This window comes from Alistipes sp. AM16-43 (assembly GCF_003435745.1).
GTDB lineage: Bacteria > Bacteroidota > Bacteroidia > Bacteroidales > Rikenellaceae > Alistipes > Alistipes onderdonkii.
This window is the reverse complement of sequence record NZ_QTUQ01000001.1, coordinates 292,675-319,326: the sequence shown is the minus strand read 5'-3', so window position 1 is coordinate 319,326 and position 26,652 is coordinate 292,675. Positions and strand designations below refer to the sequence as shown.

General features: G+C 61.3%; 19 protein-coding genes and 1 riboswitch. Of the genes, 6 read left to right on the top strand and 13 right to left on the bottom strand.

The genetic code is table 11. The features are described 5' to 3' along the window. Positions 1–34: 34 nt before the first annotated feature. From DW189_RS01295 to DW189_RS01240, 12 genes are all read right to left on the bottom strand, one after another. Positions 35–1,048 carry a glycosyltransferase family 2 protein gene (locus DW189_RS01295; RefSeq protein ID WP_117506605.1) on the bottom strand — a complete coding sequence of 338 codons (1,014 nt, stop codon included), beginning with the start codon at positions 1,046–1,048 and terminating at the stop codon, positions 35–37. Then, positions 1,035–1,955 (bottom strand): lysophospholipid acyltransferase family protein, encoded by a 921-nt coding sequence (locus tag DW189_RS01290; protein ID WP_117506604.1) that lies wholly within the window; start codon positions 1,953–1,955, stop codon positions 1,035–1,037. The genes DW189_RS01295 and DW189_RS01290 overlap by 14 nt, the downstream gene beginning before the upstream one ends. Before the next feature lie 15 nt (positions 1,956–1,970). Further along, positions 1,971–3,350, bottom strand: coding sequence for a TIGR00341 family protein (locus DW189_RS01285; RefSeq protein ID WP_117506603.1), 1,380 nt, complete (start codon positions 3,348–3,350; stop codon positions 1,971–1,973). An 11-nt stretch (positions 3,351–3,361) separates the two neighbouring features. Then, a complete protein-coding gene (rsmI, locus tag DW189_RS01280; RefSeq protein WP_022333463.1) occupies positions 3,362–4,069 on the bottom strand; it encodes a 16S rRNA (cytidine(1402)-2'-O)-methyltransferase in 708 nt (235 codons plus the stop codon). Positions 4,070–4,073: 4 nt separating this feature from the next. Beyond that, the gene (locus DW189_RS01275; protein ID WP_117506602.1) at positions 4,074–5,639 is read right to left on the bottom strand and encodes a hypothetical protein; all 1,566 of its coding nucleotides are present in this window, start codon (positions 5,637–5,639) and stop codon (positions 4,074–4,076) included. Positions 5,640–5,793: 154 nt separating this feature from the next. Further along, positions 5,794–7,428 carry a beta-N-acetylhexosaminidase gene (locus DW189_RS01270; RefSeq protein ID WP_022333461.1) on the bottom strand — a complete coding sequence of 545 codons (1,635 nt, stop codon included), beginning with the start codon at positions 7,426–7,428 and terminating at the stop codon, positions 5,794–5,796. Positions 7,429–7,511: 83 nt separating this feature from the next. Then, on the bottom strand, positions 7,512–8,333 hold the full coding sequence (locus DW189_RS01265; RefSeq protein ID WP_117506601.1) for an ROK family protein: 822 nt from the start codon (positions 8,331–8,333) through the stop codon (positions 7,512–7,514). Positions 8,334–8,340: 7 nt separating this feature from the next. Then, on the bottom strand, positions 8,341–9,345 hold the full coding sequence (locus DW189_RS01260; RefSeq protein ID WP_232045599.1) for a metallophosphoesterase family protein: 1,005 nt from the start codon (positions 9,343–9,345) through the stop codon (positions 8,341–8,343). 16 nt (positions 9,346–9,361) lie between these two features. Further along, positions 9,362–10,945 carry an MGH1-like glycoside hydrolase domain-containing protein gene (locus DW189_RS01255; RefSeq protein ID WP_229107387.1) on the bottom strand — a complete coding sequence of 528 codons (1,584 nt, stop codon included), beginning with the start codon at positions 10,943–10,945 and terminating at the stop codon, positions 9,362–9,364. Positions 10,946–10,984: 39 nt separating this feature from the next. Further along, on the bottom strand, positions 10,985–12,916 hold the full coding sequence (locus DW189_RS01250) for an alkaline phosphatase (RefSeq protein WP_117506598.1): 1,932 nt from the start codon (positions 12,914–12,916) through the stop codon (positions 10,985–10,987). Positions 12,917–12,925: 9 nt separating this feature from the next. Next, on the bottom strand, positions 12,926–13,768 hold the full coding sequence (locus tag DW189_RS01245) for an endonuclease/exonuclease/phosphatase family protein (RefSeq protein WP_117506597.1): 843 nt from the start codon (positions 13,766–13,768) through the stop codon (positions 12,926–12,928). A gap of 11 nt (positions 13,769–13,779) precedes the next feature. After that, positions 13,780–16,692, bottom strand: coding sequence for a GH92 family glycosyl hydrolase (locus tag DW189_RS01240; protein WP_117506596.1), 2,913 nt, complete (start codon positions 16,690–16,692; stop codon positions 13,780–13,782). Between the two features lie 311 nt (positions 16,693–17,003). On the opposite strand from DW189_RS01240, the gene DW189_RS01235 reads away from it, so the two are divergent. The 6 genes from DW189_RS01235 to DW189_RS01210 all read left to right on the top strand — a co-directional run bounded on the left by DW189_RS01235 (position 17,004) and on the right by DW189_RS01210 (position 24,527). Then, a complete protein-coding gene (locus tag DW189_RS01235; RefSeq protein ID WP_117506595.1) occupies positions 17,004–18,182 on the top strand; it encodes a xylose operon transcription regulator XylR in 1,179 nt (392 codons plus the stop codon). A gap of 124 nt (positions 18,183–18,306) precedes the next feature. Continuing rightward, positions 18,307–20,304 carry a glycoside hydrolase family 97 protein gene (locus DW189_RS01230; RefSeq protein ID WP_055203219.1) on the top strand — a complete coding sequence of 666 codons (1,998 nt, stop codon included), beginning with the start codon at positions 18,307–18,309 and terminating at the stop codon, positions 20,302–20,304. Positions 20,305–20,496: 192 nt separating this feature from the next. Beyond that, entirely contained in the window at positions 20,497–21,597 is a 1,101-nt protein-coding gene (gene ychF, locus DW189_RS01225; RefSeq protein ID WP_032134313.1) for a redox-regulated ATPase YchF, read from the top strand. Between the two features lie 57 nt (positions 21,598–21,654). Beyond that, complete coding sequence (locus tag DW189_RS01220; RefSeq protein ID WP_087403273.1) at positions 21,655–21,933, top strand: hypothetical protein; 279 nt, start codon at positions 21,655–21,657, stop codon at positions 21,931–21,933. Between the two features lies 1 nt (position 21,934). Then, on the top strand, positions 21,935–23,470 hold the full coding sequence (gene gltX, locus DW189_RS01215) for a glutamate--tRNA ligase (protein WP_022333451.1): 1,536 nt from the start codon (positions 21,935–21,937) through the stop codon (positions 23,468–23,470). A gap of 1 nt (position 23,471) precedes the next feature. Further along, the gene (locus tag DW189_RS01210; protein WP_117506594.1) at positions 23,472–24,527 is read left to right on the top strand and encodes an aldose epimerase family protein; all 1,056 of its coding nucleotides are present in this window, start codon (positions 23,472–23,474) and stop codon (positions 24,525–24,527) included. A 153-nt stretch (positions 24,528–24,680) separates the two neighbouring features. On the opposite strand, the gene DW189_RS01205 is transcribed toward DW189_RS01210, so the two are convergent. Then, complete coding sequence (locus DW189_RS01205; protein WP_117506593.1) at positions 24,681–26,381, bottom strand: SulP family inorganic anion transporter; 1,701 nt, start codon at positions 26,379–26,381, stop codon at positions 24,681–24,683. Between the two features lie 140 nt (positions 26,382–26,521). Beyond that, positions 26,522–26,618, top strand: a riboswitch (TPP riboswitch). The last annotated feature ends 34 nt before the right edge of the window (positions 26,619–26,652 follow it).

Genomic DNA, 26,652 nt, shown 5'->3' with positions numbered 1-26,652 from the left:
GAGGTAGATCTCCGTCCTGAGCTTTTCCGCCGGGTCACATCATCCGCCCGAAGGTCTTTCGCCCCAAAAGGTAACGCAGGACTACGGAACCGCGGTAAACCTTCCCGGCGACCGTTCCCCTGCACTGCTGCCGAATCTCCTTCCGCTTGCGCGACAGGCTGCCGTGCCAGCGGAGGAAATCGCGCCAGGCGCGGAATACGGCACGGAAATTATCGCCCCGCCCCTGTGCCAGATACGACAATGCCGCCATCAGGTCGAGCACGGGGCGTACGATGGCCACGACGGCACGCTGTACGGGAGAAGCACACTTGTAGAGCATCGCCAGGTTATTGCGATGGTTGTAGAACACCTTGGTCGGGGAATCGGTCGTCAGCGTCCCGCCGCCGAGGTGGTAGACCGTACTCCCGGGCACGACCCGCACGCGGTAACCCGCGAGCTGCATGCGCCAGCAGAGGTCGATCTCCTCCATGTGGGCGAAGAAATCGTCGTCGAAGCCCCCCAATGCGCGGAACACGTCGGCACGGCAGCAAAAAGCCGCTCCGCTGACCCAGAATACGTCGCGGGCATCGTCGTACTGCCCCTCGTCGGCTTCGACCCGCTTGAGGATACGCCCCCGGCAAAAAGGATAGCCCAGGAAGTCGATAAAGCCCCCGGAAGCCCCTGCGTACTCGAATTTCGTACGGTCGAGCCACGAAACCAGCTTGGGCGAAACGACCGCCACGTCGGGCTCACGCTCCAGAACGCCGAGGATCGGCTCCAGCCATCCCCGGGGTGTCTCGACATCGGAATTGAGCAGCAGGTAATAATCCGCCTCGACCTGCGCCAAAGCGCGGTTGTAACCGCCCGCGAAACCGTAATTCCGGTCGAGGCGCACCACAGCGACGGTCGGGAACTCCTCCGCCAGCACCGCCAGCGACCCGTCCGTCGAACCGTTGTCGGCGACGACGACCCCGACCCCGGCGGGAGCCGCGGCCACGACGCTCGGCAGGAAGCGGCGCAGGTGTTCCGCGCCGTTCCAGTTGAGTATGACGATTTTAACGATTGGCATTCGTGCGTTTGTGTTTCCAGCGGCGGTGCGACCACATCCAGAGCTCGGGATGCTCGCGGATCATGGCTTCCAAACGTCTAACGTAGCGTTCCGTGATTTCGTATTCGGCGACCTCCTCCACACCGTCATAGATCGGTTCGAACGACATCTGGTAACGTCCCCGCTGCAAGCGCTCCATCCGGACGAAATAGACCGGCAGGTTACAGCGCAGTGCCAGTTTCTCGCCGCCGTCGAAGAAGATCGTATCCTGGTTGAGAAAGCGGAACCAATGGCTGTCGGGGCGGCGCGGCGGGTTCTGGTCGGCTATAAGTCCCATCACGAGGTTCTTGCCCTCGATGCCGCGCTCCCGGTTGCGCAGGTAGAAGCGCAGCGAATCCTTCATCGCCACGGTCATCGAATTCTCGTAGTTGCGCAGGCGCTGGTAAAGGCGTTCCATCACTTTGCTGCGCAACGGGTGGTAAACGGCCACGAGCATCTGCGAGCGTTCGTAAAGTCCCCAATAGGAGCAATACTCCCAGCAGCCGAAATGGGCCGTCATGGCGATCCAGTCGCGGCCGTGCACCTGCGCATAATGTTCCTCGAACCCTTTTACGGTGAGTACCGTACGGCCTTTTTCCTCGCTCATGTGGGCCATATTGACCGTATCGACGAAAATCTCGGCAAGCGTACGGTAAAAACTGCGGCAGACGGCCGCCCGTTCCTGCTCGCTTTTTTCGGGGAACGAGTTCCACAAATTGGCCTTCACGACCTTCATGCGGTAGCGCAGGCAATAATATATGATGAAAAAGAGCAGGTTTTCAACAATGTAGTACTTGAACCAGTAAGGCATCACAGCAAATACCCGCGCCCCAAGCCACAGGAACTCCAACCATATCTTTTGTATGAAATTCAGCTCTGTACGTTTCATCCGGCAAATCAACGGTTACGGTTCGACGAAAAGTTTTACATTGGCGACCTTGGTGCGGATTCTCAGCCAGTTCGCGAGCGTCGTCCGGTCGATGGAATCAGATGCGACTTTCGGCGTGACCACACAGACGAGCGTCGTATCGAGCGGTGCGCCCGAAACGTCGAACGTAATGCCCTTCATGAGCGATATGGCCCTGACGTTCGTGGTCATGGCACCCACCTCGCGCGAAATGTCGTCCACCTCGACATTCGTGACGCGGTAGCGTTTCAGCTGCGCAGCCATCTCGCCTATGCGCCTGTTCTTCTCCTCCAGAAGCTCGAGGTAACTTTGTTGCAGCGACGCCACGTCGATCTTGTCCGTGGTGTTTGCCTGGCGGACGACCAGCTCGGCCTTGTCGAGCCCGAAGCTACCCATCTGCGTGCGGGCGTTTTCTATGGTTCCGTCGTCGAGCGGCTCCCCCAGGAGCAGCAGTTCGATCTGCGACGGATGTCCGTGGTGTGCGTAACGCTTATTGCACTCGATCACACGCGTATGGGGAAAATTGAATACCTGCGAGACATATTTGTCGGCCGCCGCCTCGAAAAGCGACACCCTGACCATGTGGAACCCGATGACGACGCTCGGGATGAAGGTCACCAGCGTGATGACCATCATCAGCCGCTTCACGTTGCGCTCGCGCACCTTGTCTATGAACGCCTTTTTCTCGTATTTCAGGAACCGCACCATGGCATAGGTCGCCAGGGCGATGAATACCGAGTTGATGAAAAAGAGGTAGAACGCCCCGAAGAAGAAGCGCATCTGCCCCGTGGCAAGGCCGAAGCCCGCGGTACAAAGGGGCGGGATCAGCGCCGTAGCGATCGCCACGCCCGGGATCACGGTCGAAGTGCGATCCTGCCGCGTCTGCGCCACGATACCAGCCAGGCCGCCGAACAATGCGATCAGCACGTCGTAGGTCGTCGGCACGGTGCGTGCCAGCAACTCGCTGCTGTTCGACGACAGGGGCGACACCAGGAAATAGACCGTCGAGGTGACGATCGCCACGACGAACATCAGCGCATAATTGCGCAGCGACTTTTTGAGCAGTTCGAAATCGTTGATACCCAGCGAAAGGCCGATGCCCATGATCGGCCCCATGATGGGCGAGATGAGCATGGCGCCGATGATCACGGCGGCCGAGTTGACATTCAGGCCCAGCGACGCGATCATCGTCGCAAAGATCAGTACCCACAGGTTGACCCCGCGAAATACCACCCCCTTGGAAATCGACGCCACGACCTCGTCGCGCTGCGCCTTGTCCTCATCGAGGCTGAAACGCCCCCGGAGGAATTCGCGCATCTCCCCCAGCCATGCCGAGGAAGAACGTTTGATCCGCTGCGTATCGTTGTTGTTTTCCATTTTCCAGTCCTTTATTCAGTCTCCTCATCCGGTAATTCCCTCTTCGGTTTGGGTTTCCCGGCCAATACGATCACAAATTCGCCTTTGGGTTCCGTCGTACGAAAATGTTCCAGCACTTCGGCGACAGTGCCCCGCACGGTCTGCTCGAACTTCTTGGTCAGCTCACGCGATACGGACACCCTGCGTTCCGATCCGAAAACTTCGGCGAACTGTTCGAGGCATTTCACCACCCGGTAGGGCGATTCGTAGAATACCATCGTGCGCTCCTCGTCGGCGAGCGACTGCAACTGCTTCGCACGCCCTTTTTTCTGGGGCAGGAACCCCTCGAAACAAAACCGGTCGCACGGGAATCCGCTCTGCACAAGGGCGGGAACGAGCGCCGTGGCACCGGGGAGCGTCTCGACCTCGATGCCGGCCTCGACACACGTCCTGACCAGCAGAAACCCCGGATCGGAGATCCCGGGCGTCCCGGCGTCCGAGACCAGCGCGGCATTGCGTCCGGCGGCAATCGACCCGGCCACCATCTTGACCGTGGCGTGTTCGTTGAACTTGTGGTGCGAATGGAGTTTTTTCTCGATACCGAGGTGTCTGAGCAGGAACGACGTAGTACGCGTATCCTCGGCGAGGATGAAATCCACCTCGCGCAGCACATTGACCGCCCGCAGCGTGATATCGTCGAGGTTCCCGATCGGGGTAGGTACGATATAGAGCTTGGCCATGGGGCTATGCGAATTTACGTTCGAGCAGTTCCATCAGGAACTTCGCGCCGTCGGAATTGGCATTCCAGACATAATTCTCGGCAATGTAAATCATGCAGTCGTCGAAATCGCCGAAGGCATCGAGCTTGTCGAGCGCCGCTTCGTAAGCCCGGGCATCGCCGTCGAACAAGTCGCGGATCATCAGGAACTTGTCGTTGATGCCGATGGCGCGCCTCAGGTCGGTGACGGGCTCGCTGCGGCGCAGTTCCGAGGCCATGTCGCGCGGCGGCACAATCGTATCGGCCAGCGTCTGTTTGTCATGGTTGATCACTTCGCCCAGTACGGCCCCGTTATTCGGCGCCCCGTTCCCTGCAAGGGTAATCTCCTCGAAATCGGGCTCTTCGTCGTCATTCCCGGTGTCGGGCACGGGTGCCGGACGCTGCGACACGGACGCCGCATACACCCCTTCCGCAGGAGCTTCATCCCCGGCGAACATACGCGGGGTGTCCGGGACAGAAACGCCAGGGCCGGATACCGGTTCCGGGCTGTCGGTTGCCAGACTGTCGGTTGGAAGCTGCGGCCGCCCGGCCGCGGTTCTTGCGGCGTCCCCCGCGGCAGGTGCCGGAGCAGGCTTTTCGGCCGTCGGCCGTGCAGCCGTGGGTTCGGGATTGTAAAGCGACATGATTACCCGCTGTTTATGGCGGTGGCGCTGGGTCTCCTCTTCGATGCCGAACAAGGTCGGCGCGATCGGCTGCGGCGCTGCCGCAGGATGCGTCCCCGCTCCGGGAGCCGGGTGGGTAACGCCCGTTTCCGCCCCTGATCCGGCAATTGCTTCCGGTTCGGGCATCCCCGAGGGTGCTTCCCGGTGTGCGGGCTCGTCCCGGGGGGCGGTTGCCCCTTGCGGCCCGGATGCCCCCGGCACACGGGCAAGCTCCTGCGAACCGGAATCCCCATACGATTCGGATGCCGCCGCAATATTTTCAGCCGGCACTTCCTTGCCGGCGCTATTTCCAGTCGATTCGGGCGCAGGAATTTCTTCCGCAGCCGGGGTTTCAGGATCGGAAACCAGCCCGGCAACCGGGGGTTCAGCCTCCGCAATCGGCCCCGCAGCCGGTTCAGCCGGGATTTCGGCAGGTTCCGCAACAACCCCGGCCGGCTCTTGTCCGTCCGCCGGCACGGAATCCAGCACGGATTCGGCCACCGTTTCCGCCACCGCGGTATCGCAATCGGGGAAATCTGCCCCGGACTCCGCCACGGGCAGGCCGGCCAGGGGCGCAATGAACCCTGATTCGGGTTCCGGCCCGGATCCGGAGAGCGACGGTAATTCGGGTTCCGCCACGGACAGCGACTCGATCGAAAGCACCTCGCCGAGGTCTAAGCTGACCGGAATCTCCGTCGGGAAGGGTTCCTGTCCGGAGGCATCTGCCGCGGGAGGTTCCGCCTCCGCACCGAAACGCACGGCCTCGTAGAGTGTCCGCAACTTATCGAGTACGAGATCCCGCTCGAGGGAGCCGATCTCCTGGTTCGCATTCCAGCCTTCAACGATTTCCGAGAGCTTGCGCAATTCGCTCCGCACGTATTTCAAATCCATAATCCGCACACTTTTTGCCTCCAAAGATAGGAAAAATTTACGAACACGCCGCCCAAAACCCGAGATAATATCCCCGAGGGCCTGCGGCGCCGCTGCGGGGCACAAAAAACGGGGATCGACACACAGCCGATCCCCGTTCGTATGCGGGAGTAGTCTACTCCCCGAAAATATGCCGCGCATAATTATACCCGCAGGCATCGTAGATCCGCGCCAGGCGGCGGACACGGTGCAGATAGCCGGCATAATCCTTCCGGTCGAGGCTCCACCCCACTTCGGCCAGCGCGCTCAGGCGCGGCAGAAGCATATATTCGGCATGGGGCCATGTCGCGATATACTCCGTCCACAGGTTGGCCTGCACGCCCAGGATACAAACCTGCTCGGCAGGCGTCAGCTGCTCGTAAGGATCGAGTTCGTAGACCTTCTCCACAGGTAGGTACCCGCCGATGGCAAGGGGTTCGCGGGCCGTATCGCGCGTCTGGTAGTAATCCAGGTAGCAGTTCGTGGTCGGCGCCATGATGGCATGGTTGCCCTGCCTGGCGGCCTCGATCCCCCCTTTCGCTCCGCGCCACGACATGATGGTCGCCGTCGGGGTGACATCGCCTTCGAGAATCTCATCCCAGCCGATCAGGCGGCGTCCGCGGGCGTTCAGAAACTTTTCGACGCGCGCCGTAGCGTAATTCTGCAACTGGCGCGGGCGCCTCAGCCCTTCGGCCTTCATGCGCGCCTTGCAATGCGGGCACTTCTCCCACATCACCGTCGGACATTCGTCGCCGCCGATATGGATGTATTCCGACGGGAAAAGGCCGACGACCTCTTCCAGCACCCCCTCGATGAATTCGAAGGTCGTCTCCTTGCCGATGCAGAACACCCTGTCGTCGATATCCCAGGTCTGGCGCACCTCGTATTGTTCGCCCGTGCAGCCGAGCCACGGATAGGAGGCCAGCGCGCCCACGGCATGTCCGGGGAATTCGATCTCGGGGATCACCGTGATAAAACGCTTCGCGGCGTAGTCCACGATGTCGCGGATCTCGTCCTGCGTATAGTAACCGCCATAGGGCGTTTCGTCGAACTTGCAGTTTTCGTCGTACTCGCCGCCCGGGTCGCGGCCGATCAGCGTACGGCTGCGTACGGAACCCACCTCGGTCAGTTTCGGGTATTTCTTAATCTCGATACGCCATCCCTGGTCGTCGGTCAGGTGCCAGTGGAACACGTTGAGCTTATGCAGGGCCATGATATCGAGCGCCTCCTTCACTTCGTCGACCGTGAAGAAATGGCGGCAGACGTCGAGCATCATGCCCCGGTAGCCCAGGCACGGTTTGTCCTCGATCGTCACGACGGGCAGCTCCACGGCCCGCACGTTGGCCGCACCGTAAGCCGCAGCGGGGATCAGCTGGCGGAGGGTCTGCACCGCATAGAACGCCCCGGCTGCGCTCCCGGCAACAATCTCCGCACGCCCGGGCGTAATCTCCAGGCGGTAGCCATCCGCCGGCATCGCCGCGTCGCACGAGATATTCAGCGCCCCGTCGAGGGGCACGTCGGCATGCCGCACCCGCAACCCTTTGCCGAACACCGGTTCCAGCACCTGGTCGAGTGCCCCGGTCACACAGGCCAGACTGTCGTCGCCGGACAGCAGCACCGCTTCGGTCGAAGCGGTCAGCAAAAAAGTTCCCTGCCCCTTCGCGACGCGTTCGGGGAGCGGTACCACCGCGACTTCATCGTCGGCGGGGATTACCTTACCGCAGCCGCAGAGGGCTGCACAAAGGACAACGAGGGGTATAAGTCTCTTCATATCCGGGTTATTTTAAATGGAGGTTCCTCCGAAACACAAGGTAAAAATAAGGCAAAAAACGGACAAATCAAAACCCCGGCCCGTTATTCGCACGCCGAAGCCCCCAAAAGCCCCACGTGTTCGACCGACGAACAGCAGATATGGAGCCGTTCGACCGTCTTAGCATACGGGAACTGTTTCAACTGCTCGTACATCGCTTCCCGGAAAAACCCGAAGGCATGGGCGATGCTCCCGCCGAAAACGATCGCTTCGGGGTCGTAGGCATAGAGGATCATCATCACCAGCCGCCCGATATGTCCGCCGAATTCGTGCCACAGCGCCAGCGCCGCGGGATCGCCCGCCAGGGCACGCTCGTAGGCTTCCTTGCCCGTCGTGCCGCGGCCTACGAAGAAACGGCTGCTGCAATAGTATTCGTAATCGCGGTCGAGGTACGGAATGCTCCCGATCTCCCCGGCGCCCGTATCGTGCCCGCAATAGAGTTCGCCGCCGATCACGATCCCCGCGCCGACACCCGTGCCGAGCGCCACGCACACCACGTCGCTGTATGCGCTCGCCTCGCCGAAGCGGCTGACGCCCAAAGCAAAGCAATTGCAGTCGTTATTGACATATACCGGGACGCCGAACCGTTTTTCGAGCAGATCCTTCAGGTACACCTCGCGCCACGACGGGATGCCTACGACATTGTAGACGATCCCGCGCGCCGCATCCACGACCGACGGCACGCCAATGCCGATGCGGGCGACGTCGGGGGTGATGAGCTTCCCGATGAGCGAGGCAATATGATCCACGACCTCCCCTTCGGGGCGGTCGGCTTTGCAGGGTTCGGAGAGCAACCGCACGATGCGGCCATCCTTCACCAGGCCGGCGCGCACGTTCGTGCCGCCCAAATCCACACCAATCCTCATCGTGCAATCAGTTGTTATTTTTGACTTTCGCAACTTTCCCGCCGCGGAATTCCACATGGTCTGCAATCCGGCCGTCGCGCTCGTGTATCCACGTCTCGAAGCCTCGTTCGCCCTCGGTCAGCACGAGGATGCGCACCCCCGGCCGCAGGTTGTTGTAGGTCGTATCGTCGCCCGAAAAACGGCCGTAACCGAGGGCGATACCCTTCTCGGCCACCACATAGTCGATGTCGTGGTCGTGCCCCACGAAGATGCCCATCACATCGCCGCACTCGGCCATCGCGGCGAACATGCCGGGGTTCAGCGCCCCGGGGCATTCATCCTCGGCGGCACGGCCGACATGCGTATTGTCGGGGTTCCGCCATGCAGCGACGTATTCGGGCAGGGCGATATGGAAAAACGCCAGCGCCGGCAGCGGCTTCCCGCCGTTGGCCGCGGTATAGGTGGCGCTGCGGGCGCGGTACCAGCCCACCTGCTCCTGCGTGAACCAGCCGTAGCCGTCGATAGACGGGATTGTTGAATAATCGTGCGAATCGAGGCAGTAGAGCAATGCCGCAGGTTGCGTCGTCCCGGCGATCTCCAGCACCACGTCGGCCAGTTCGCCCCCGGCGCCGAGCGTATTGAGCGTGCCGGCATACGAGGTGACGATGCGGCCGATCTCCGCCCGCGTCAGATCCTGCTCGGCGTCGTGGTTCCCCAGCACCACGCAAAACGGCAGGTTGCGTTCCGCGACGGGCTCCAACACGCGGTGCCACGCTTCGGCAGCGGGCTTGCCCGTCACCACGTCGCCCGTGAAGACCACCAGGTCGGGATGCTCCGCATCGAGGATGTAGCGCATCTGGGCGATGGTTTTTTCCGCCTGCGCCCGGCGGTAAGGCGTACCGAGGTCGAGGTGCACGTCGGTGAACTGTGCGATCCGGAATTTGCCGTCCCGGCCGAAATGCAGGGCGGGCGCCTGCGCCTGTGCCGAACACCACAAGGCGACGGCACACATAAGAGTCGTTATCTTTTTCATAGGTAGGTTAGGTTCCTTAATTCAGTTTCACACTGCCGCTCTTCTCCACGCGGACGGTGCGGCTCTGCCCGTCGCCCCACGTCACCGTCAGGTCGAACGGCACGTTGGTCGTAACGCTCACCGCAGGCACGTCCCCGGCTGAATTGCGGCCCTTGACCTTCAGCCCTACGACGCCCTCGGGGCCATAGGGATAGCGGTCGATGCCGTGGGCCTCGGTATGGTTGATATCCCATACGATACGCCCCTCGGAATAGTCGGATTTGATGCCGAGGATATACTCGATGAACACCGCGATCGGCGGCAGCCCTGCCCAGCCCACGAAGTCCTTGCGGGCCATGAACCCGGGTTCGATCTTCTCCGGGGCATAGTACTCCCAGAAAGTCCCGGTATTCTTCCACACTTCGAATACGGCGTTGAAATGGTTTTCGGCCACCTCCAGCGCAAGGTCATGGTAGCCCTTGCGGTAGAGGCCGTCGATGACCATGTAATTGGCACCCGGCCATACGCCACCCTGCCAGTAACGGCCCGTCGGGTTGTATTTCGGGTGGTCGGCCGAGAGCGACGGCACGCGGTGCGGACGGTCGAATTCGGCCGTGTCCGCCAGGTGCGCCACCATGCGATCCATCCGCCCCTTGTCCAGCGCGTCGGCCTGCAGGGCCCAGAAGGCGCCGATCCCCTTGGTCGTGCAGAGCGACCCGTCGCCGTAGCGGTCGTAGAGGAAACCCGTCGCATCGTCCCACAGGTGTTCGTTGACATAGGCGCGCAGCCGTTTCATCTCGTCCTCCATGTCCTCGATCTCCTGCCAGCGTTCGATGTGGAAACCGATGTTGAGCAGCGACTCGTCGACCAGCATCTGCTGCAGGTTGGTGTCAAGCCATACCATGTGGCCGTGCGAGAAGATCGGGTTGTATTCGGGCTTCACGCGGGGCATGTTGTCCATGCCCGTCCCCCACCCGCTCGACCAGTAGGTGCCGTCGGGCCACGTGCGGTTGAGCCGCCACCACTTGGCATAGGCGCACAGGGCGGGGAAAACCTTGTGCAGGCGGTCGATGTCGCCGAACTGGCGGTAATACATCAGTTCGACCCACGGCAGCAGGTTGGGCCCCGTCGAGGTGGGATCGTAGCGCTCGAAGCAGTCGGAGCCGTCGGCACGGATCTCGCGGCAGATAAACCCGTCGGGATGCTGCTTGGCGTAGAAGTTGTCCAGCGTGCGCTGGAACGGGAAAAAGCGGTAACCGTAGCGGGCGAACATCATCATGAACGAAGCGTCCCACATGAAGATATTGCCGTTGTAGGCAATATCGAGGTAAGGCGACACGAACCCGGAGCCCTCCTGCGGCTGGCGGATGTTGCCCACGGCGATCTGCCAGGCGTGCCAGTACATCTCGACCTCCTTTTCATGCCCTTCCCACACGGGCGAGGGCAGGATCTTGCGCGCCTCGGCGAACGTCCGGGGTTTGATGTGTTCGGGTTTGGCCGTGCGGAACTCGTTCTCGGCCACGAATACCTCCTTTACATAGGTGTTTTTGTAGGGCAGCTTGTAGGGCCCCGATTTGAGGTCTTGCGCCCCTGCCGTGCCCGCTGCGAAGACCAGCGACATGAATGCCGCGATTTGTTTGCGTAGCGTCATAGTATGCGGTTATTTTATCAGTGATTTTATCCTGCGTGCAATCTCGGTATTCATGTAGGTGCCGCAGAACTTGTCGGCGCCCGGGCCGTAGGCGAATACCGGAAGCATAGCGGGCGTATGGTCGTCGGAGACATAGACGCCCGTCACGCGCCCCGTATGCTCGTCGCCGTCGACCACCACCAGGCCGCCGGTTTCATGGTCAGCCGTGACGATGACGAGCGTCTCGCCGTTCGTGTCGGCGAATTTCAGCGCCTCGGCAACGGCCAGGTCGAAGCTCAACATTTCGATAATAGAACCGGGCAGGCAGCGCGAGTGCCCCGCATAGTCGATCTTGGCACCCTCGACCATCAGGAAAAACCCTTCGCCGCCGCGTTCCCGCAATTTGGCGATCGAAGCACGCGTGGCATCGGCCAGCAGTGTCAGGTTGGTCTCCTCGGCCGCGTCGTCCATCGCCTCGTCGATGCAGATGACCTTGCCCTTCGCGGCATCGATCCCATCGACCGAACGCACGAAATCGTATTGTTTCTCCAGCTCCCCGACCAGGTCGATCCCGTCCTTGCGGCGTGTAAATTCACGGATGCCGCTGCCGCAAAGCAGGTCGATACGCCCGTCCATGAGGCAGCGGGTCAGCTCGTCGGCATTGTCGCGCTCGACCGAATGCCCGTAGAAGGCCGTCGGCGTGGCATCGGCGATGTTACCCAGCGTCACGACGCCCACGGGCAGCCCCCTGTCGTGGAAGAAATCGCTCAGCGAGGGATAGGGCACGCCCTCCGGGCTCATCGAGATATGGCGGTTATCGTGACGTTCGCCCGTGGCCAGGGCGCTGCCGCCGGCGGCCGAATCGGTCGTGAAGGCATCCAGCGCATTGTTCTGTTGCAGGCCGATATATTTCATCTGCAGGGTCGACAGCCCCTTGTTGGCATAGAAAGCCGCCACGATCTGCGACAGCCCCATGCCGTCGCCGATCAGGTAGATCACGTTGCGAACCCGTCCCCGGCCCCCGTCGTTGCGGTAAGTCGGGGTGTAGACGTCGATGCCCTTGGAGAGTTGCAGCTTGTCGTTCTGGAAGCCCCGGAAATCGCGCGTGGTCTTGTCCAGGCGCTTGGTGCCCGTCACGCCTTCGGCGGCCGTGCGGCGTTCGCCGATCTGGAAATTCTTGTTGCCGAAATCATCGAAGAACGCGGCGCACGCCTCGGGATGGTCGGTATTGAGGTAGTCGATACCCATATTATAAAAGGTATAGTAAACCGTCGTCCCTTCGGGGGCGCCCCAGAAACGCACGGGTTTTCCCCAGGCGTGCGCGCGGTCGATGACTTTCTCCAGTTCCGCACGCTCGGCCGGGATGATCGAGCCCTTGCCGTTCCACTGCGAATAGTCGCTGAAATCGGCGCTTACGAGGGCGATGCGCTCCAGTTGCGCGGGCGTATAGTCGGCATCCCACACCCCGTCGAAACGGATATAGGAGGGATATTTACCGAAATCGGCCGGTGCCGGGACACGCCCCGTGACAACGATCCGCACGGCCTCGGGATTCACCGCCGGGTCGAACACCTCGGGATAGCGGCCCAGCAATGCCGCAACGGCCTGTAAAGTCGGTTCGGTAGCAGACTTGAGCTCGACCATCAGTTGAAGGTGTTCGCCGGAATCCTTCCACGCCCGCCCGCCGTTACGCCCGAAGAGCGTCACCAGCGGTTCGACGTAGAGCGCCTCGAAGGTCATGCCGGGCGAAAGGTCTTCGACCTCGTGCCCCACGAGCAGCTTGCCGTCGTGCAGGAACACGTCGGCCTCGATGGAATAGACCTGCTGGGCGTACGCCTGCCAGAAGGGGGCACGGCGGCAATAATCGTTGTGCGAATGGATCAGGATGGGGCGCTCGGCCACAGCCGTGGCGCAGGTGCACAGTGCTGCGAACAGCAGCCAGATTTTGAGTATCTTTTTCATTGCGGGATGTTATTTTTCGAATTTGACGATGGCCATCACGGGGGCATGGTCGGAGACATAACCGCCACCGAGCGTATCGGGCAGCACCTCGTAAAGGTCGGCGGCGATGCCGTCGCTCACGAAGATGTAGTCGAGCAACGGGCGTTCGGCCTCGGGTATCTGCCCGAAGTCGGAAAAGCTCCACTCCGTGCCGGATTTACGGGCGGCGACCTGCTTCACGTCATGCAGTACGCCGTCTTTCTGCACGTGCGCCACGACCGACGAGCCGGGCTCGGAATTGAAATCGCCCGTCAGGATCACAGGCCGATCCCCGCGCAGCGCTTCGATGCGCTCCCTGAGCAGGTTCACGCCTTCGTCGCGGGCAACCTGCCCTACATGGTCGAGGTGGGTGTTGACGAAGAGGAACTCCCGGCCCCCTTCCCTGTCATGCAGTACGACCCAGGTTGCCACGCGCTCGCAGGCGCCGTCCCACCCTTTCGAGCCTGCGACGTCGGGGGTTTCGCTCAGCCAGAAAGTCCCGGATTCGAGGGGCGTAAAACGATCCCGCCGGTAAAATACGGCACTGAACTCGCCCGCCTCGGCACCGTCCTCACGGCCGACGCCCACCGCAGCATAGCCGGGCAGCAAACGCTTCAGGTCGCCGAGCTGGTTGGCAAGCAGCTCCTGCGTGCCGAAAACGTCGACGCCGTGCGAAGCGATCACCTCGGCGACCCGCCCGCGGCGGAAACGCCAGTTGTTCGCCCCGTCTTCGGGGTTGTCGTAACGCATGTTGAAGGTCATGACGCCGAGCGTCGTGGCCGAACCGCAGGCAGTGAACGCCGCTGCCGCAAGAAGATAGAACAATCGTTTCATAACTTTATAGTTTAATCAGCGGGACAATCGGGAAATTCAACGTACAAACGCTCCGCGGGGATCTGCTCGAAGCCAGCCGCCCCGGGTGCCCTCCAGCCCCAGGAGAGATCCTGCCCCTCGTAATCCTCGAAATACATGAGCGTATAGGGATGCAGACCCGCTTCGAGCGCCACGCGCCCGGTCGCCATGACCGAAGCGTGCGACCCGTCGTTGTCGACCACCTTCCGGTCTCCGATCACGAGCACGCTACCGTCGTCGCTCTTGGTCATGAACTCCCACACGCCCCGTTCGGGAATACGGATCCAGCCGCTGAAAATATATCCGAAATGGTCTTCCTGCGGGGCATCGGCAATCGACGGCTCGGGCATTGTCCCGGACGCCACGAGCTTCCCCCGGCGAATCTCGTCCACATGCGAGAACACGCCTTCGTAACAGGCATAGGCGACGCCCGGACGCATGGCCGCGCCCGCTTCGGGCAGCCCTTTGCGGAATACGGCCTTCTCGGCTTGGAGCGTCAGCGTACGGCTCGGTGCGGCCCCGGGTTTGAATCCCCGCGCTTTGAGCGTCAGCGAGCGGTCGACAACGACGGGCCCGGCATAGAGCACCGAGGTTTCGTCCGGCTCCGAGCCGTCGAGCGTATAGCGGATTTCGGCTCCGGCCGTCGTCGTGGCCAGGGCGACGGCCACAGGCTCGGTGAAGAGGCTCACGTTCTGCGTGGTATAGGGAATCGAAACGACCTGGCCGCGCGTAAGCGAATAGGGCTCTGCTGCGGCATCCGTTCCACGGGCGTAATCGGGTTCCGCACGGAGTTCGAAATGCAGTTCCCCACCCTGCATCAGTTGTTCGTAGGTGATGAAATTTTCGGTCACGGGCACTCCGTCGAGCGTCACCGAAGCGATATAGGTATTGCGGCGGGGGTTGTTTGCCGTAACGGTCAGCGTGCGGCCGTTGGCCAGGCGCACGACGGCCTTCGGGAATTGGGGTGCGGTCAGCGCAAACTGGTTCGAGCCGGGGCAGACGGGATAGAAGCCCAGGCTGGAGAAGATGTACCACGCCGACATCTGGCCGCAGTCCTCGTTGCCGATGATCCCCGCGGGCGTCGGGGCGTACATCCCGTGCAGCAGGCTGCGCGTGAGCTCCTGTGTCCGCCACGGCTGCCCGACATAATTGTAGAGGTAGGCCATGTGGTGGCTGGGTTCGTTGCCGTGGGCATACTGCCCCATGAGCCCCGTCACGTCGCTTACGTCGAGCTGCATCTCGTCCGATTCGAGCGTAAAGAGCCGATCCAGTTCACGGACGAATGCCTCGCGGCTGCCGAAAAGCCCGGCGAGCCCGTTCACGTCGTGCGGCACGAAGAAACGGTAGTGCCACGGCGTGGCCTCGGTATAGTCGCGCCCCGTGGCGAACTCTTCGAACGGCTCAGACCAGTTGCCGTCCGTCCCGCGGCCGCGGAAGAAACAGGTCGACCCGTCGAAGACATTGGCGTAGTTGAGCGCCCGCTGCGCATACTCCCGGGCGACGTCGTCCCGGCCCATGGCCCCGGCCATGCGGGAGATCGCCCAGTCGTCGTAGGCATATTCCAGCGTGCAGGAGACCGACTCGCGCTTGATATTGGAAGGTATAAACCCCTGTGCCACATAGTAATCGGAACCTTTCTTATTGATGTTCGACGAGCGGATCATCGCATCGAGCGCCTTTTCGGCATCGTATCCGCGGATACCTTTCAGGTAGGCGTCGGCAATGACCGACGCGGCATGGTAGCCGATCATCGTCCCCGTCTCGCCCGACGCGAGCGGCCAGATCGGAAGCTCGCCCGTTATGTCGTACATGTCGAGCATACTGCGGATCATGTCGTTGACTAACGTCGTATCCACCAGCGTCTGCAACGGGTTCCACGCGCGGAAAGTGTCCCACAGCGAGAATGTCGAATAGTAGGCACCGCCCTGCGGCATACGCGCGATGCGCTGGTCGTGACGACGGTACTCGCCGTTGACATCGCTCATCAGATTGGGCGTCAGCTTGGTATGGTACTGCGCCGTATAGAAATTGACCATTTCGTCGCGCGAACCGCCCTCGACGACGATGTCGCCCAGCGCTTCGCGCCACAGCGCGGCGGCACGCGCATGCACGGCATCGAAATCCAGCTCCGGCACCTCGGCGACGCTGTTGAGACGGGCATTCTCAGCGCTGACCGACGACAACCCGACGGCTATCGTAAGCGTTTCGGTGTCCGGCGCAAAGGTCAGCACGGCCTGTTTGTCGCCCAGCAGCCGCACGTCGGCGAAAGGCTCCGAAAAACGGGCGGAGAAAAAGACATACTGGTCGGGCACCCACCCCTGCGTGCGGCGCATCCCGGCGATCTCATCGGGCGCCGTCGTCCGCAATTCACGCATGTCGACCTGCTCCTCGGCGATCGTGTGCATCAGGTCGACGACCACCTGCCGCGGCCCCTTGCCCGTAAAGGTATAGCGGTGCACGCCCGTACGGAGCGCCGCCGTAAGCTCCACCCGGATATTTTCACCGGGTAACTCCACGGCATAATAGCCGCAGGAGGCCTTCTCGTCCCCGTGCGAAAAGAAATAGGGCTGCAGGACGCAGGCGCCGTCGTGCAACACGATTTCGCGCGTGGTGGGATGGAACAGGACATCGGCCAGGTCGGCACACCCCGTACCGCTGAGGTGCGTATGCGAAAAACCGTCGATGGTCGTATCGTCATAATGGTAACCGGCGCAGGCGTCCCAGTCCCCGGCACGCGTGTCGGGGCTGAGCTGCACCATGCCGAACGGCGTCGTTGCGCCCGGGTAGGTATGCCCGTGGTAGCCCGTGCCGATGAACGGGTCTACATAATCGACCGGGCCGGCCGGCCGCGGCGCGCACGCAAGGAGCCCGAGGGCCAGCAAGGCGATGATAAGGTTTTTGGTCATGGCAGTTTCGGTGTATGCATCCCGTCCGTAAAGCGTTCCATCAAAGATAAGGATTCCGGGGCGGTATTGCAACCCCCGGCAGCCGTATCTGCGCAACATCGGAACCGGTCGCAGTTTAGGTTACACAAATATAAGAGAAGAGAAGCGTCCCGTCCGTGGCTATTTGCGCTTTTACATCCTCACATCGCGCAGAACCTTCCTATCCGGCGCCGAAACCCCGGCAGGAGTGCCTTTTCGCCCGAAATTCCGTCCTGGGGCAGAAAATTCCCGAAAAAAAGCTATCTTTACCCTCGAAGAGACCCAACCAGACCATGGCACGCGTAATTTTCCTGACCGATTTTTCCGAAGCCTATGCCCGCGAACTGCTGCTCGGCATGGCCCGCTATGCGCACGACACGGCGCAGGCGTGGAGCCTTTGCCGGCTGCCGTTGTCGATACGCGACAAGTTCGGCATAGAGGCGGTGGTCGAATGGGCCGTGCGGATGAAGGCCGACGCCGTGATCGGGCAGTTCTACAACACGGACAACGTCGGTCTGTTCCGCGAAAACGGCATCATCGCCATCGCGCAGGATTTCAAGAAGCGTTTCACGACGATCCCCAACATCACCGGGCCGCACCACCTTGCCGGCCGCATGGCCGCGGAGTATTTCCTGAAAAAGGGGTTCCGCAATTTCGCCTTCTACGGGACGCGGGGCATCGACTTCTCGGACGAACGCTGCCAGGGTTTCCGCGAGACCGTCGAACAGGCAAACCCCGATTTCACCTTCTCGTCACTGCGCAGCGGCGCCCAGAACGACCTGTGGTACTACGACACGGCGCAGCTCATCACATGGCTGCAATCGCTGCCCAAACCGGTGGCCATCATGGCCTGCGACGACAACCAGGCGTACCATATCACCGAGGCGTGCCTCCAGATCGAGGGGGGGGGAAATTCGCGTATTCCGAACGACATAGCCATCCTGGGGGTAGACAACGACGAGACGATCTGCAAACTCTCCGCCCCAAACCTTTCGTCGCTCAGCCAGGGTGTCGAGCAGGGCGGCTACGACGTGGCACGGCTGATCGACCGGCTGATCCGCAACCCCGAAGCGGAATGGGAAGACGTCATGGTGATGCCGCTCAATATCATCACCCGACAGTCGACGGACATCTATGCCAACAACGACCCGCACATCGCAGAGGTATTGCGCTACATCCATGAGAACATCAGTCAGAAGATCACAGTGGACGATCTGGTGAAGCTGGTACCCCTGTCGCGCCGCCTGCTCGAAACCCGTTTCAAAAAGAGCATGGGCACCTCGATCTACGATTACATCATCCAGACTCGCATCGAAAAGATGATGCAGCTGCTGTGCGAAGGGCTGAGCGTATCCGAGGCGGCCGCCGAGCTGGGCTTCTCCGACATCAAGAACGTCTCGCGCACCTTCAGGCAGCTGAAGGGCATCACCCCGTCGGAATACCGCGAACAGGTCGCCCCGAAAAGGCGTTAGCACCGTCCCGCAAACAGGTGTCCCGCCCCTTCCGTTCCGCGCAGAGATCAAAATTCAGGCATATCGGCCGTTTTTTGCGGAGGATTTACTATCTTCGGGGCAAATTAACCTTCAAACCGAATCTATGTCCTTAAAACCGTTATTCCTATTCGCATGCACCGTGTGCGCGCTGCCGCTCATGGCACAGAAAAACTACACGCTCACCTCGCCCGACGGCACGCTGCAGGCCACCGTCGCCACCGGCTCCGACCTGAGGATCTCGCTCTCGGCCGACGGCGAAACGCTGCTCGCCCCGTCGCCCGTCTCGATGACGCTCGGCGGCGGCGAAGTGCTGGGCAGCAACCCCAAAGTCACCAGGGCCAGGAAAAATACGGCCGACGCACGGATCGCCTCGCCGTTCTACAAGAAGAGCAGCGTCCGCGACCACTACAACGAACTTGAGCTTACGATGCGCGGCGATTACGGGCTGGTAGTCCGCCTTTACGACGACGGGCTGGCCTACCGTTTCACGACCCGGAAAAAGGACGGCATCCTGGTCGAGAACGAGCAGGTCGCCTATACCTTCCCGGCCGATTATACGGCGTACGCCCCCTATGTCGGGCACAAGCGGCTGCTCGATTTCGAAGGGCAGTTCCGCAATTCGTTCGAGAACACCTACACCCGTCTCCCGCTGACGCAGCTCGACCCCCGCAAACTGATCTTCCTGCCCGTGCTGGTGGAACTTCCCGGCGGCCGCAAGATGGTCATCACCGAGGCCGACCTGCAGGGTTATCCGGGCCTCTTCCTCAACAACTCGACGGAGGCCCCCGTGCTGAAGGGCGTGTTCGCCCCCTATCCTAAAAAGGAGGAACAGGGCGGCCACAACCAGTTGCAGATGCTGGTCACGGAGCGCGAACCTTACATCGCCGCGACCGAAGGCACCCGGTCGTTCCCGTGGCGCGTAATGGCCGTATCGAAGGACGACAGCCAGTTGCTCGACAACGATCTGGTCTACCGCCTCGCCCCGGCCTCGAAGATCGCCGACACCTCGTGGATCAAACCCGGAAAAGTGGCCTGGGAGTGGTGGAATGCATGGAACCTCTACGACGTCGATTTCAAGGCGGGCATCAACAACGAAACCTATAAGTATTATATCTGGTTCGCCTCGCAGCACGGGATCGAATACGTGATCCTCGACGAGGGATGGGCCGTGAACAAACAGGCAGACCTGATGCAGGTAGTGCCGGAGATCGACCTGGAAGAACTGGTCGAATATGGCCGCGAGCGCAATGTGGGCATCATCCTCTGGGCGGGCTACTACGCCTTCGAGCGCGACATGGAACGCGTCGTGAAACATTATGCCGACATGGGCGTCAAGGGTTTCAAGGTCGATTTCATGGATCGTGACGACCAACGGATGGTCGATTTCCTGCACCGCGCCGCCGAAGTCTGCGCCGAACATAAGATGCTGCTCGATTTCCACGGCGTATTCAAGCCCACGGGGCTCAACCGCACATGGCCCAACGTACTCAATTACGAGGGCGTGTTCGGCCTCGAACAGCTGAAATGGTCGGCCGAATCGACCGACATGGTGAAATACGACGTCACGATGCCGTTCATCCGCATGGTCGCCGGGCCGATGGACTATACGCAGGGAGCCATGCGCAATGCCTCGCGCGGCAACTACCGCCCGGTGCACAGCGAACCCATGAGCCAGGGCACCCGCTGCCGCCAGCTGGCCGAGTACGTGGTCTTCGAGTCGCCGATCACGATGCTCTGCGATTCGCCGTCGAACTACATGAAGGAACCCGAGTGCTTCGCTTTCATGGCCTCAGTCCCGACCGTATGGGATGAAACGGTGGCCCTCACGGGTTCGGTAGGCGAATATATCGCCATCGCCCGCCGCTCGGGCGACACGTGGTACATCGGCGCCATGACCGACTGGACACCCCGCGAACTGGAGCTGGATCTGTCGTTCATCGGCAACGGCAACTACGACATCGAGAGTTTCGCCGACGGCATCAACGCCGACCGGGCAGCCCGCGACTTCAGGAAGACCGTATCGGAGCTGCCGCAGGATCGCAGGCTTAAGATCCGGATGGCCCCGGGCGGAGGCTATGCGGCCCGCATCTACGCACGATAAACCAGCCTGCCCCCAAAAGGCAGCGGCCTGCACAGGCCGCTGCCTTTTCATTGCGGGCAATCCGTCCGGCGCTGCCCTGCAAAGCGGGAAATCGCAGGCGGAACCGTGCGAAAGCCCCTGCCTGCGATGACAATATGAAAAGAATTTCGTATCTTTGCAGGCGTTATTGAAATCTAACGACAAATAAATAGAATGGCTTTACAATGCGGCATCGTAGGTTTGCCCAACGTGGGTAAATCGACCCTTTTCAACTGCCTGTCCAATGCGAAGGCGCAGGCGGCGAACTTTCCTTTCTGTACCATCGAGCCCAATGTGGGCGTCATCACGGTTCCCGACCAGCGGCTTGTCAAACTGGCGGAGATCGACAATCCCAAACGGGTGATCCCGACCACGATCGAGATCGTGGACATCGCCGGGCTGGTGAAAGGGGCGTCGAAAGGCGAAGGGCTCGGCAACAAATTCCTGGCCAACATCCGCAACACGCACGCCATCATCCATGTATTGCGCTGCTTCGACAACGGCAACATCACCCATGTGGACGGGTCGATCGACCCCGTGCGCGACAAGGGCATCATCGACACGGAGTTGCAGCTCAAAGACCTCGAAACCGTCGAAAACCGCCTCGCCAAAACGCAGAAGCAGGCCACCTCGGGCGGCGACAAGAACGCCAGGCGTGCCGTGGAGCTGCTGCTGCAATACAAAGCCGCGCTCGAACAGGGGAACAGCGCCCGCACGGTGGAACTGGAGAAGGAAGACCGCAAGCTGGTCGCCGATCTCAACCTGCTGACCGACAAACCGGTGCTCTACGTCTGCAACGTAGACGAGAAAAGCGCCGTGACGGGCAATGCCTATACCGAAGCGGTGAAGGCGGCCATCGCGGGCGAGAAAGCCGAAATGCTCGTCGTCGCAGCAGCGACGGAGGCCGACATCGCCGAACTGGAAAGCTACGAGGAGAGGCAGATGTTCCTCGAAGACCTCGGCCTCGAGGAATCGGGCGTGGCACGCCTGATAAAATCGGCCTACAAATTGCTGAACCTCGAAACGTTCTTCACCACGGGCGCCGACGAGTCGCGGGCCTGGACATACGTGCGCGGCATGAAAGCCCCGCAGACGGCAGGTATCATCCACACCGACTTCGAAAAAGGATTCATCCGCGCCGAGGTCATCAAGTACGACGACTACGTGGCGCTGGGCTCGGAGAAAGCGTGCCGCGACGCCGGTAAAATAGGCATCGAGGGCAAGGAATACGTCGTGCAGGACGGCGACATCATGCACTTCCTGTTCAACGTCTGACGTCCCCATCCGGCACACCGAAACGCAGCGGACACCCGCAATAAGGACACCCCGGACATGGACACGTTGTGCAGCATACTGTTCTCCCGCCGGACGCAGGGAGTGCTTTTCGGCCTGATCCTCGCCGCTGCGATCCTGCGTAACCGCACGATGTGGATTATCACGGCGGCAATCGTGGGAACAGCCTGCGCGGGCATGGCAATCGTCGCGGCCGCCGGGCTGCGCAGGTGCGGCAGGGCGTGGCGCGATTTCCCGGATACGCCCGAATACGACGCTTACGCCCGGCGCAGGGAAGACGAACTGAAACGAAACGACAAAAACAAAATAGAATCATAACATGGCAAGACCCGTAAGAGTGCGCTTTGCACCGAGCCCCACGGGGCCGCTGCATATCGGCGGCGTCCGCACGGCCCTTTACAACTACCTATTCGCCCGCAAGATGGGCGGCACAATGATCCTCCGCATCGAGGACACCGACTCGCAGCGTTTCGTACCGGGCGCCGAAGAGTATATCCTCGAATCGCTCGAGTGGTGCGGCATCCGGATCGACGAAGGCGTCGGCGCGGGCGGCCCCCACGCCCCCTACCGCCAGAGCGAACGGCGTGAGATATACCTCAAATACGCCCTGCAGCTGGTCGAAGCCGGGTGGGCGTACTATGCGTTCGACACGGCCGAAGAGCTGGACGCCCTGCGCAGGGAGGCCGAAGGACGCGGCGAGGCATTCGCCTACAATTACACCGTGCGCGAAAAGCTGGCCACCTCGCTGGCGCTGCCCGCCGAAGAGGTCAGGGCGCGTATCGACCGCGGCGACCAGTGGGTGATCCGTTTCAGGATGCCTGAAAACGAAGTCGTCGAAATGGACGACCTGATCCGCGGCCACGTGGAGGTCAACACCTCGACGCTCGACGACAAGGTGCTCTACAAATCGGCCGACGCACTGCCCACCTACCACCTTGCCAACATCGTCGACGACCACCTGATGGAGGTCTCGCACGTCATCCGCGGCGAGGAGTGGCTTCCTTCGCTGCCGCTGCACTACCTGCTATACAAGGCATTCGGATGGACGGCGACGCAGCCCGCGTTCGCCCACCTGCCCCTGCTGCTCAAACCCACGGGCGGCGGCAAGCTCTCGAAACGCGACGGCGACAAGATGGGATTCCCCGTATTCCCGCTCTTCTGGAAATCCCCCACGACGGGCGAGACCGCGCACGGATACCGCGAGGACGGCTATTTCCCCGAGGCATTCATCAACATGCTGGCGCTGCTGGGGTGGAACCCCGGCACCGAACAGGAGATTTTCTCGATGCAGGAGCTGATCGACAATTTCTCGCTGGAACGCGTTTCCAAGTCGGGCGCACGCTTCCAGCCCGACAAGGCAAAATGGTTCAATGCACAGTACATGCACCATAAGAGCGACGCCGAACTGGCCGCGCTCTACCAGCCGATCCTGCGCGGGCACGGCATCGAGGTCGCGGACGAGGTCGCAGGCCGCGCCGCCGGCATCATGAAGGAGCGCGCCACGTTCATCACCGACCTGTGGGATCTGACGTCGTTCTTTTTCGTGGCCCCGGCCGAATACGAGGAGAAGCAGACCAGGAAATACTGGAAGGGGCAGAACCCTGAAATCCTGCGCGAACTGCGCAGCGTACTGGCCGCGATCGACGATTTCTCGCTGGAAAATACCGAGCGGATCGTACACGGCTGGATCGAGCAGAAAGGCTACGGCATGGGGCAGGTGATGAACACGCTGCGCCTGGCCCTGGTCGGCGCCGGCAAGGGCCCCGGCATGTACGACGTGACGTCGTTCATCGGCAAGGAGGAGACCCTGCGCCGCATCGACCATATCCTGGCAACCTTAAAACCCGCAGAATAATATGGTAACTATCGAACAACACGTATGGGGCATGACGCCCGAAGGAGAGGCGATCATCCTCTACACGATGCGCAACGACAAGGGCGCCGAAGTGAAGCTCTCGAATTTCGGGGCCGCGATCGTCTCCGTGACGATGCCCGACCGCGAAGGCCGCATGGACGACGTGGTGCTCGGTTACAAACATCCCGAAGGCTACTTCTTCGACGGCGCCGCCTCGGGCAAGAGCGTCGGCCGCTGTGCCAACCGTATCGCATCGGGACGCATGACCATCGAAGGCAAAGAATACTCGCTGGAGGTCAACAACGGCCCCAACCACCTGCACGGCGGCACGAAGAATTTCGCCAACCGTCTTTGGGAAAGCCGTGTCGAGACCAACCGCGTCGTCATGTCGCTCCTGTCGGAGGACGGCGACCAGAATTACCCCGGCGAGCTGAACGTCGAAGCCGTATTCGATTTCGACGACGACAATGCCCTAGAGATCACCTACCTCGCCAAGACGGACAAGACGACGGTCGTGAACCTCACGAACCACGTCTATTTCAATCTCGCGGGCGACGGAAGCGGTTCGATCCTCGACCACGAACTGCGCCTGAACAGCTCGAAGGTGCTCGAAATGAACGACAAGCAAATTCCGACCGGGAAATTGCTCGACGCAGCGGGCACTCCGCAGGACTTCCGCCAATTCAGGCCCTTCCGCCCCGGCATCGGCTCGGAGTTCAACCATATCCGCGATTTCAAGGGGTACGACCATCCTTTTGTCATCGACGGGTGGCAGCCCAACATCCTGGGCGAGGTCGGCGAACTGCGCGAAAAAGGCTCGGGGCGCTGCGTAAAGGTACTTTCGTCGCAGCCCAGCGTGATGGTCTACACCGGCAACTGGCTCGCAGGCGGATGCCCCGAAACCAAGACCGGCGGACGTTACGACGACTACGACGGCGTGGCGATCGAATGCCAGAACTACCCCGACGCCGTGAACCATCCCGATTTCCCGTCGCCGCTGCTCAGACCCGGCGAACTCTATTGCCAGAAGATCGTCTTCCGGTTCGGCACCTTTTAGGCTGCCCCGGCAAAACGAAAATCCCTGCTACATGTAGCAGGGATTTTTCGTACAAGAACCCGGCGTGAACGAGCGGACGGACACGGGAGATTCCGCTCCGTATATGCGGCCTGCAGGGTTTCTTACTTCTTTTCCGTCCTACCTTTTTCCGCCCTACTTCCCCGTCCCGGACTGGGCGGCCAACGCCCGGGCGCGCTCGAGCGCCGCATGGATGTCGGGGCAAATGTTCTCCTCGCCGAGCAGGTTGCAGATCCCGGCATTCTCCAGCGTAGCGCGCACGCCCGGGTTCACGCCCGACAGCACGAGGGTACTCCCCGCCCGCTGCGACATCCGGCACAGGGTTTCCAAGTTATGGAGCCCCGTGGAGTCGATAAACGGCACGCGACGCATACGAATGATCCGCACCCGGGGACGGTCGCCCATCTGCATCATCAACTCCTCGAAGCGAGTAGCGATGCCGAAGAAATAGGGGCCGTCGATCTCATACACCTCGATCCCGGAGGGTATGGCCAGCGGCTCTTCGTGCAGCCGGGCGTCGGAACCCGCTGAGGGGTCGATTTCATTGCGGATCACCGATATTTCGGTCGTCTCCATCACACGCCGCAGGAACAGCACGCAGGCGATGAGCAGCCCCACCTCGATGGCCACCGTCAGGTCGAAGACGACCGTCAGGAAGAAGGTAACCAGCAGGACGGCCCTGTCGGAAAGGGGCGTGCGCAGCAAAGCCCGGAAAGTCCGCCAGCCGCTCATGTTATAGGAAACGACCACCAGTACGCCCGCAAGGCAGGCCATCGGGATATACTGCGCCAACGGCATCATCAGCAACAGGATCAGCAGCAGCACCCCGGCATGGATAATGCCCGCCACGGGCGTCCGGCCGCCGTTGTTGATATTGGTCATCGTCCGGGCGATGGCACCCGTGGCCGGAATGCCGCCGAACAGCGGAGTGAGCAGGTTGGCGGCACCCTGCGCCATAAGCTCGGTATTCGAATCGTGGCGGTCGCCGGTCACACCGTCGGCTACCGTCGCCGAAAGCAGGGATTCGATAGCCCCCAGCAGCGCAATGGTCAAAGCCACGGGGAACAGGCTGCGCATCACCTCCCAATCCATCGCGGGCATGGCCGCGGCAGGCAATTCGGCGCGGATCGTAAAGCGGTCGCCGATGGTATCGACGCCCTCCATGCCCGCATACGTCCGAAGCGCCCAAACCCCGGCCGTCAGCACGACGATGGCCACCAGCGACCCCGGGATACGGCGCGAGAACCTGGGTGTGAGGACAATCAGCAGGATGCTGCACAGCCCCACGGCCAGGTTCGCCCAGTTGACCGAACCGAAATGGCGGAAATAGAGCATCCACTTGCCAATGAAATCCCCCGGCACGGGCTCCCCGCCGAAATCCATCCCGAACAGGTCTGCGATCTGCGTCGTGAAAATCGTCAGGGCGATACCGGCCGTGAACCCCACCACGACGGGATAGGGAATGAACCGGATGACGGCGCCGAGTTTGAACAGCCCCATCGCGACCAGCAGCACACCGGCCATGAACGTCGCAACCAGCAGCCCCGTTTCGCCGTATTGCTGGACGACGCCGTAGACAATGACGATGAAGGCGCCCGTAGGGCCGCCGATCTGTACCCGGCTTCCGCCCAGCAGCGAGACGACGAACCCCGCGACCACGGCCGTGATGATTCCCTTTTCGGGCGACACGCCCGAAGCGATACCGAAGGCGATAGCCAGCGGCAGGGCCACGATGCCAACGACCAGGCCGGCCATCAGGTCAGCCGAAAACGTCTGACGCGAATAGCCCCGGAACACTTCGAAGAACCGGGGACGGAACGATGCGATATGTTTCATAGACCGTTAAAAAAATTTGAAAGTGCAAAAGTAGGCATTTTTCGGCTTATATCCCCCTTTTCGGCATTTAATTATTCGGGCCTGCACGGGCCGGGACAAATAAATTTGGTATTGCCCCGGACAATCACTACCTTTGCCGTCGAATTTCTAAGGGGTGCTCGCAGTGCGCGGGCTGAGATTATACCCATTGAACCGGACACGGGTAATGCCGAGACCGGGATGCATAATCAACATTACATACCCCTTTTCAGTTCTTTAACTTTAAAAAGTT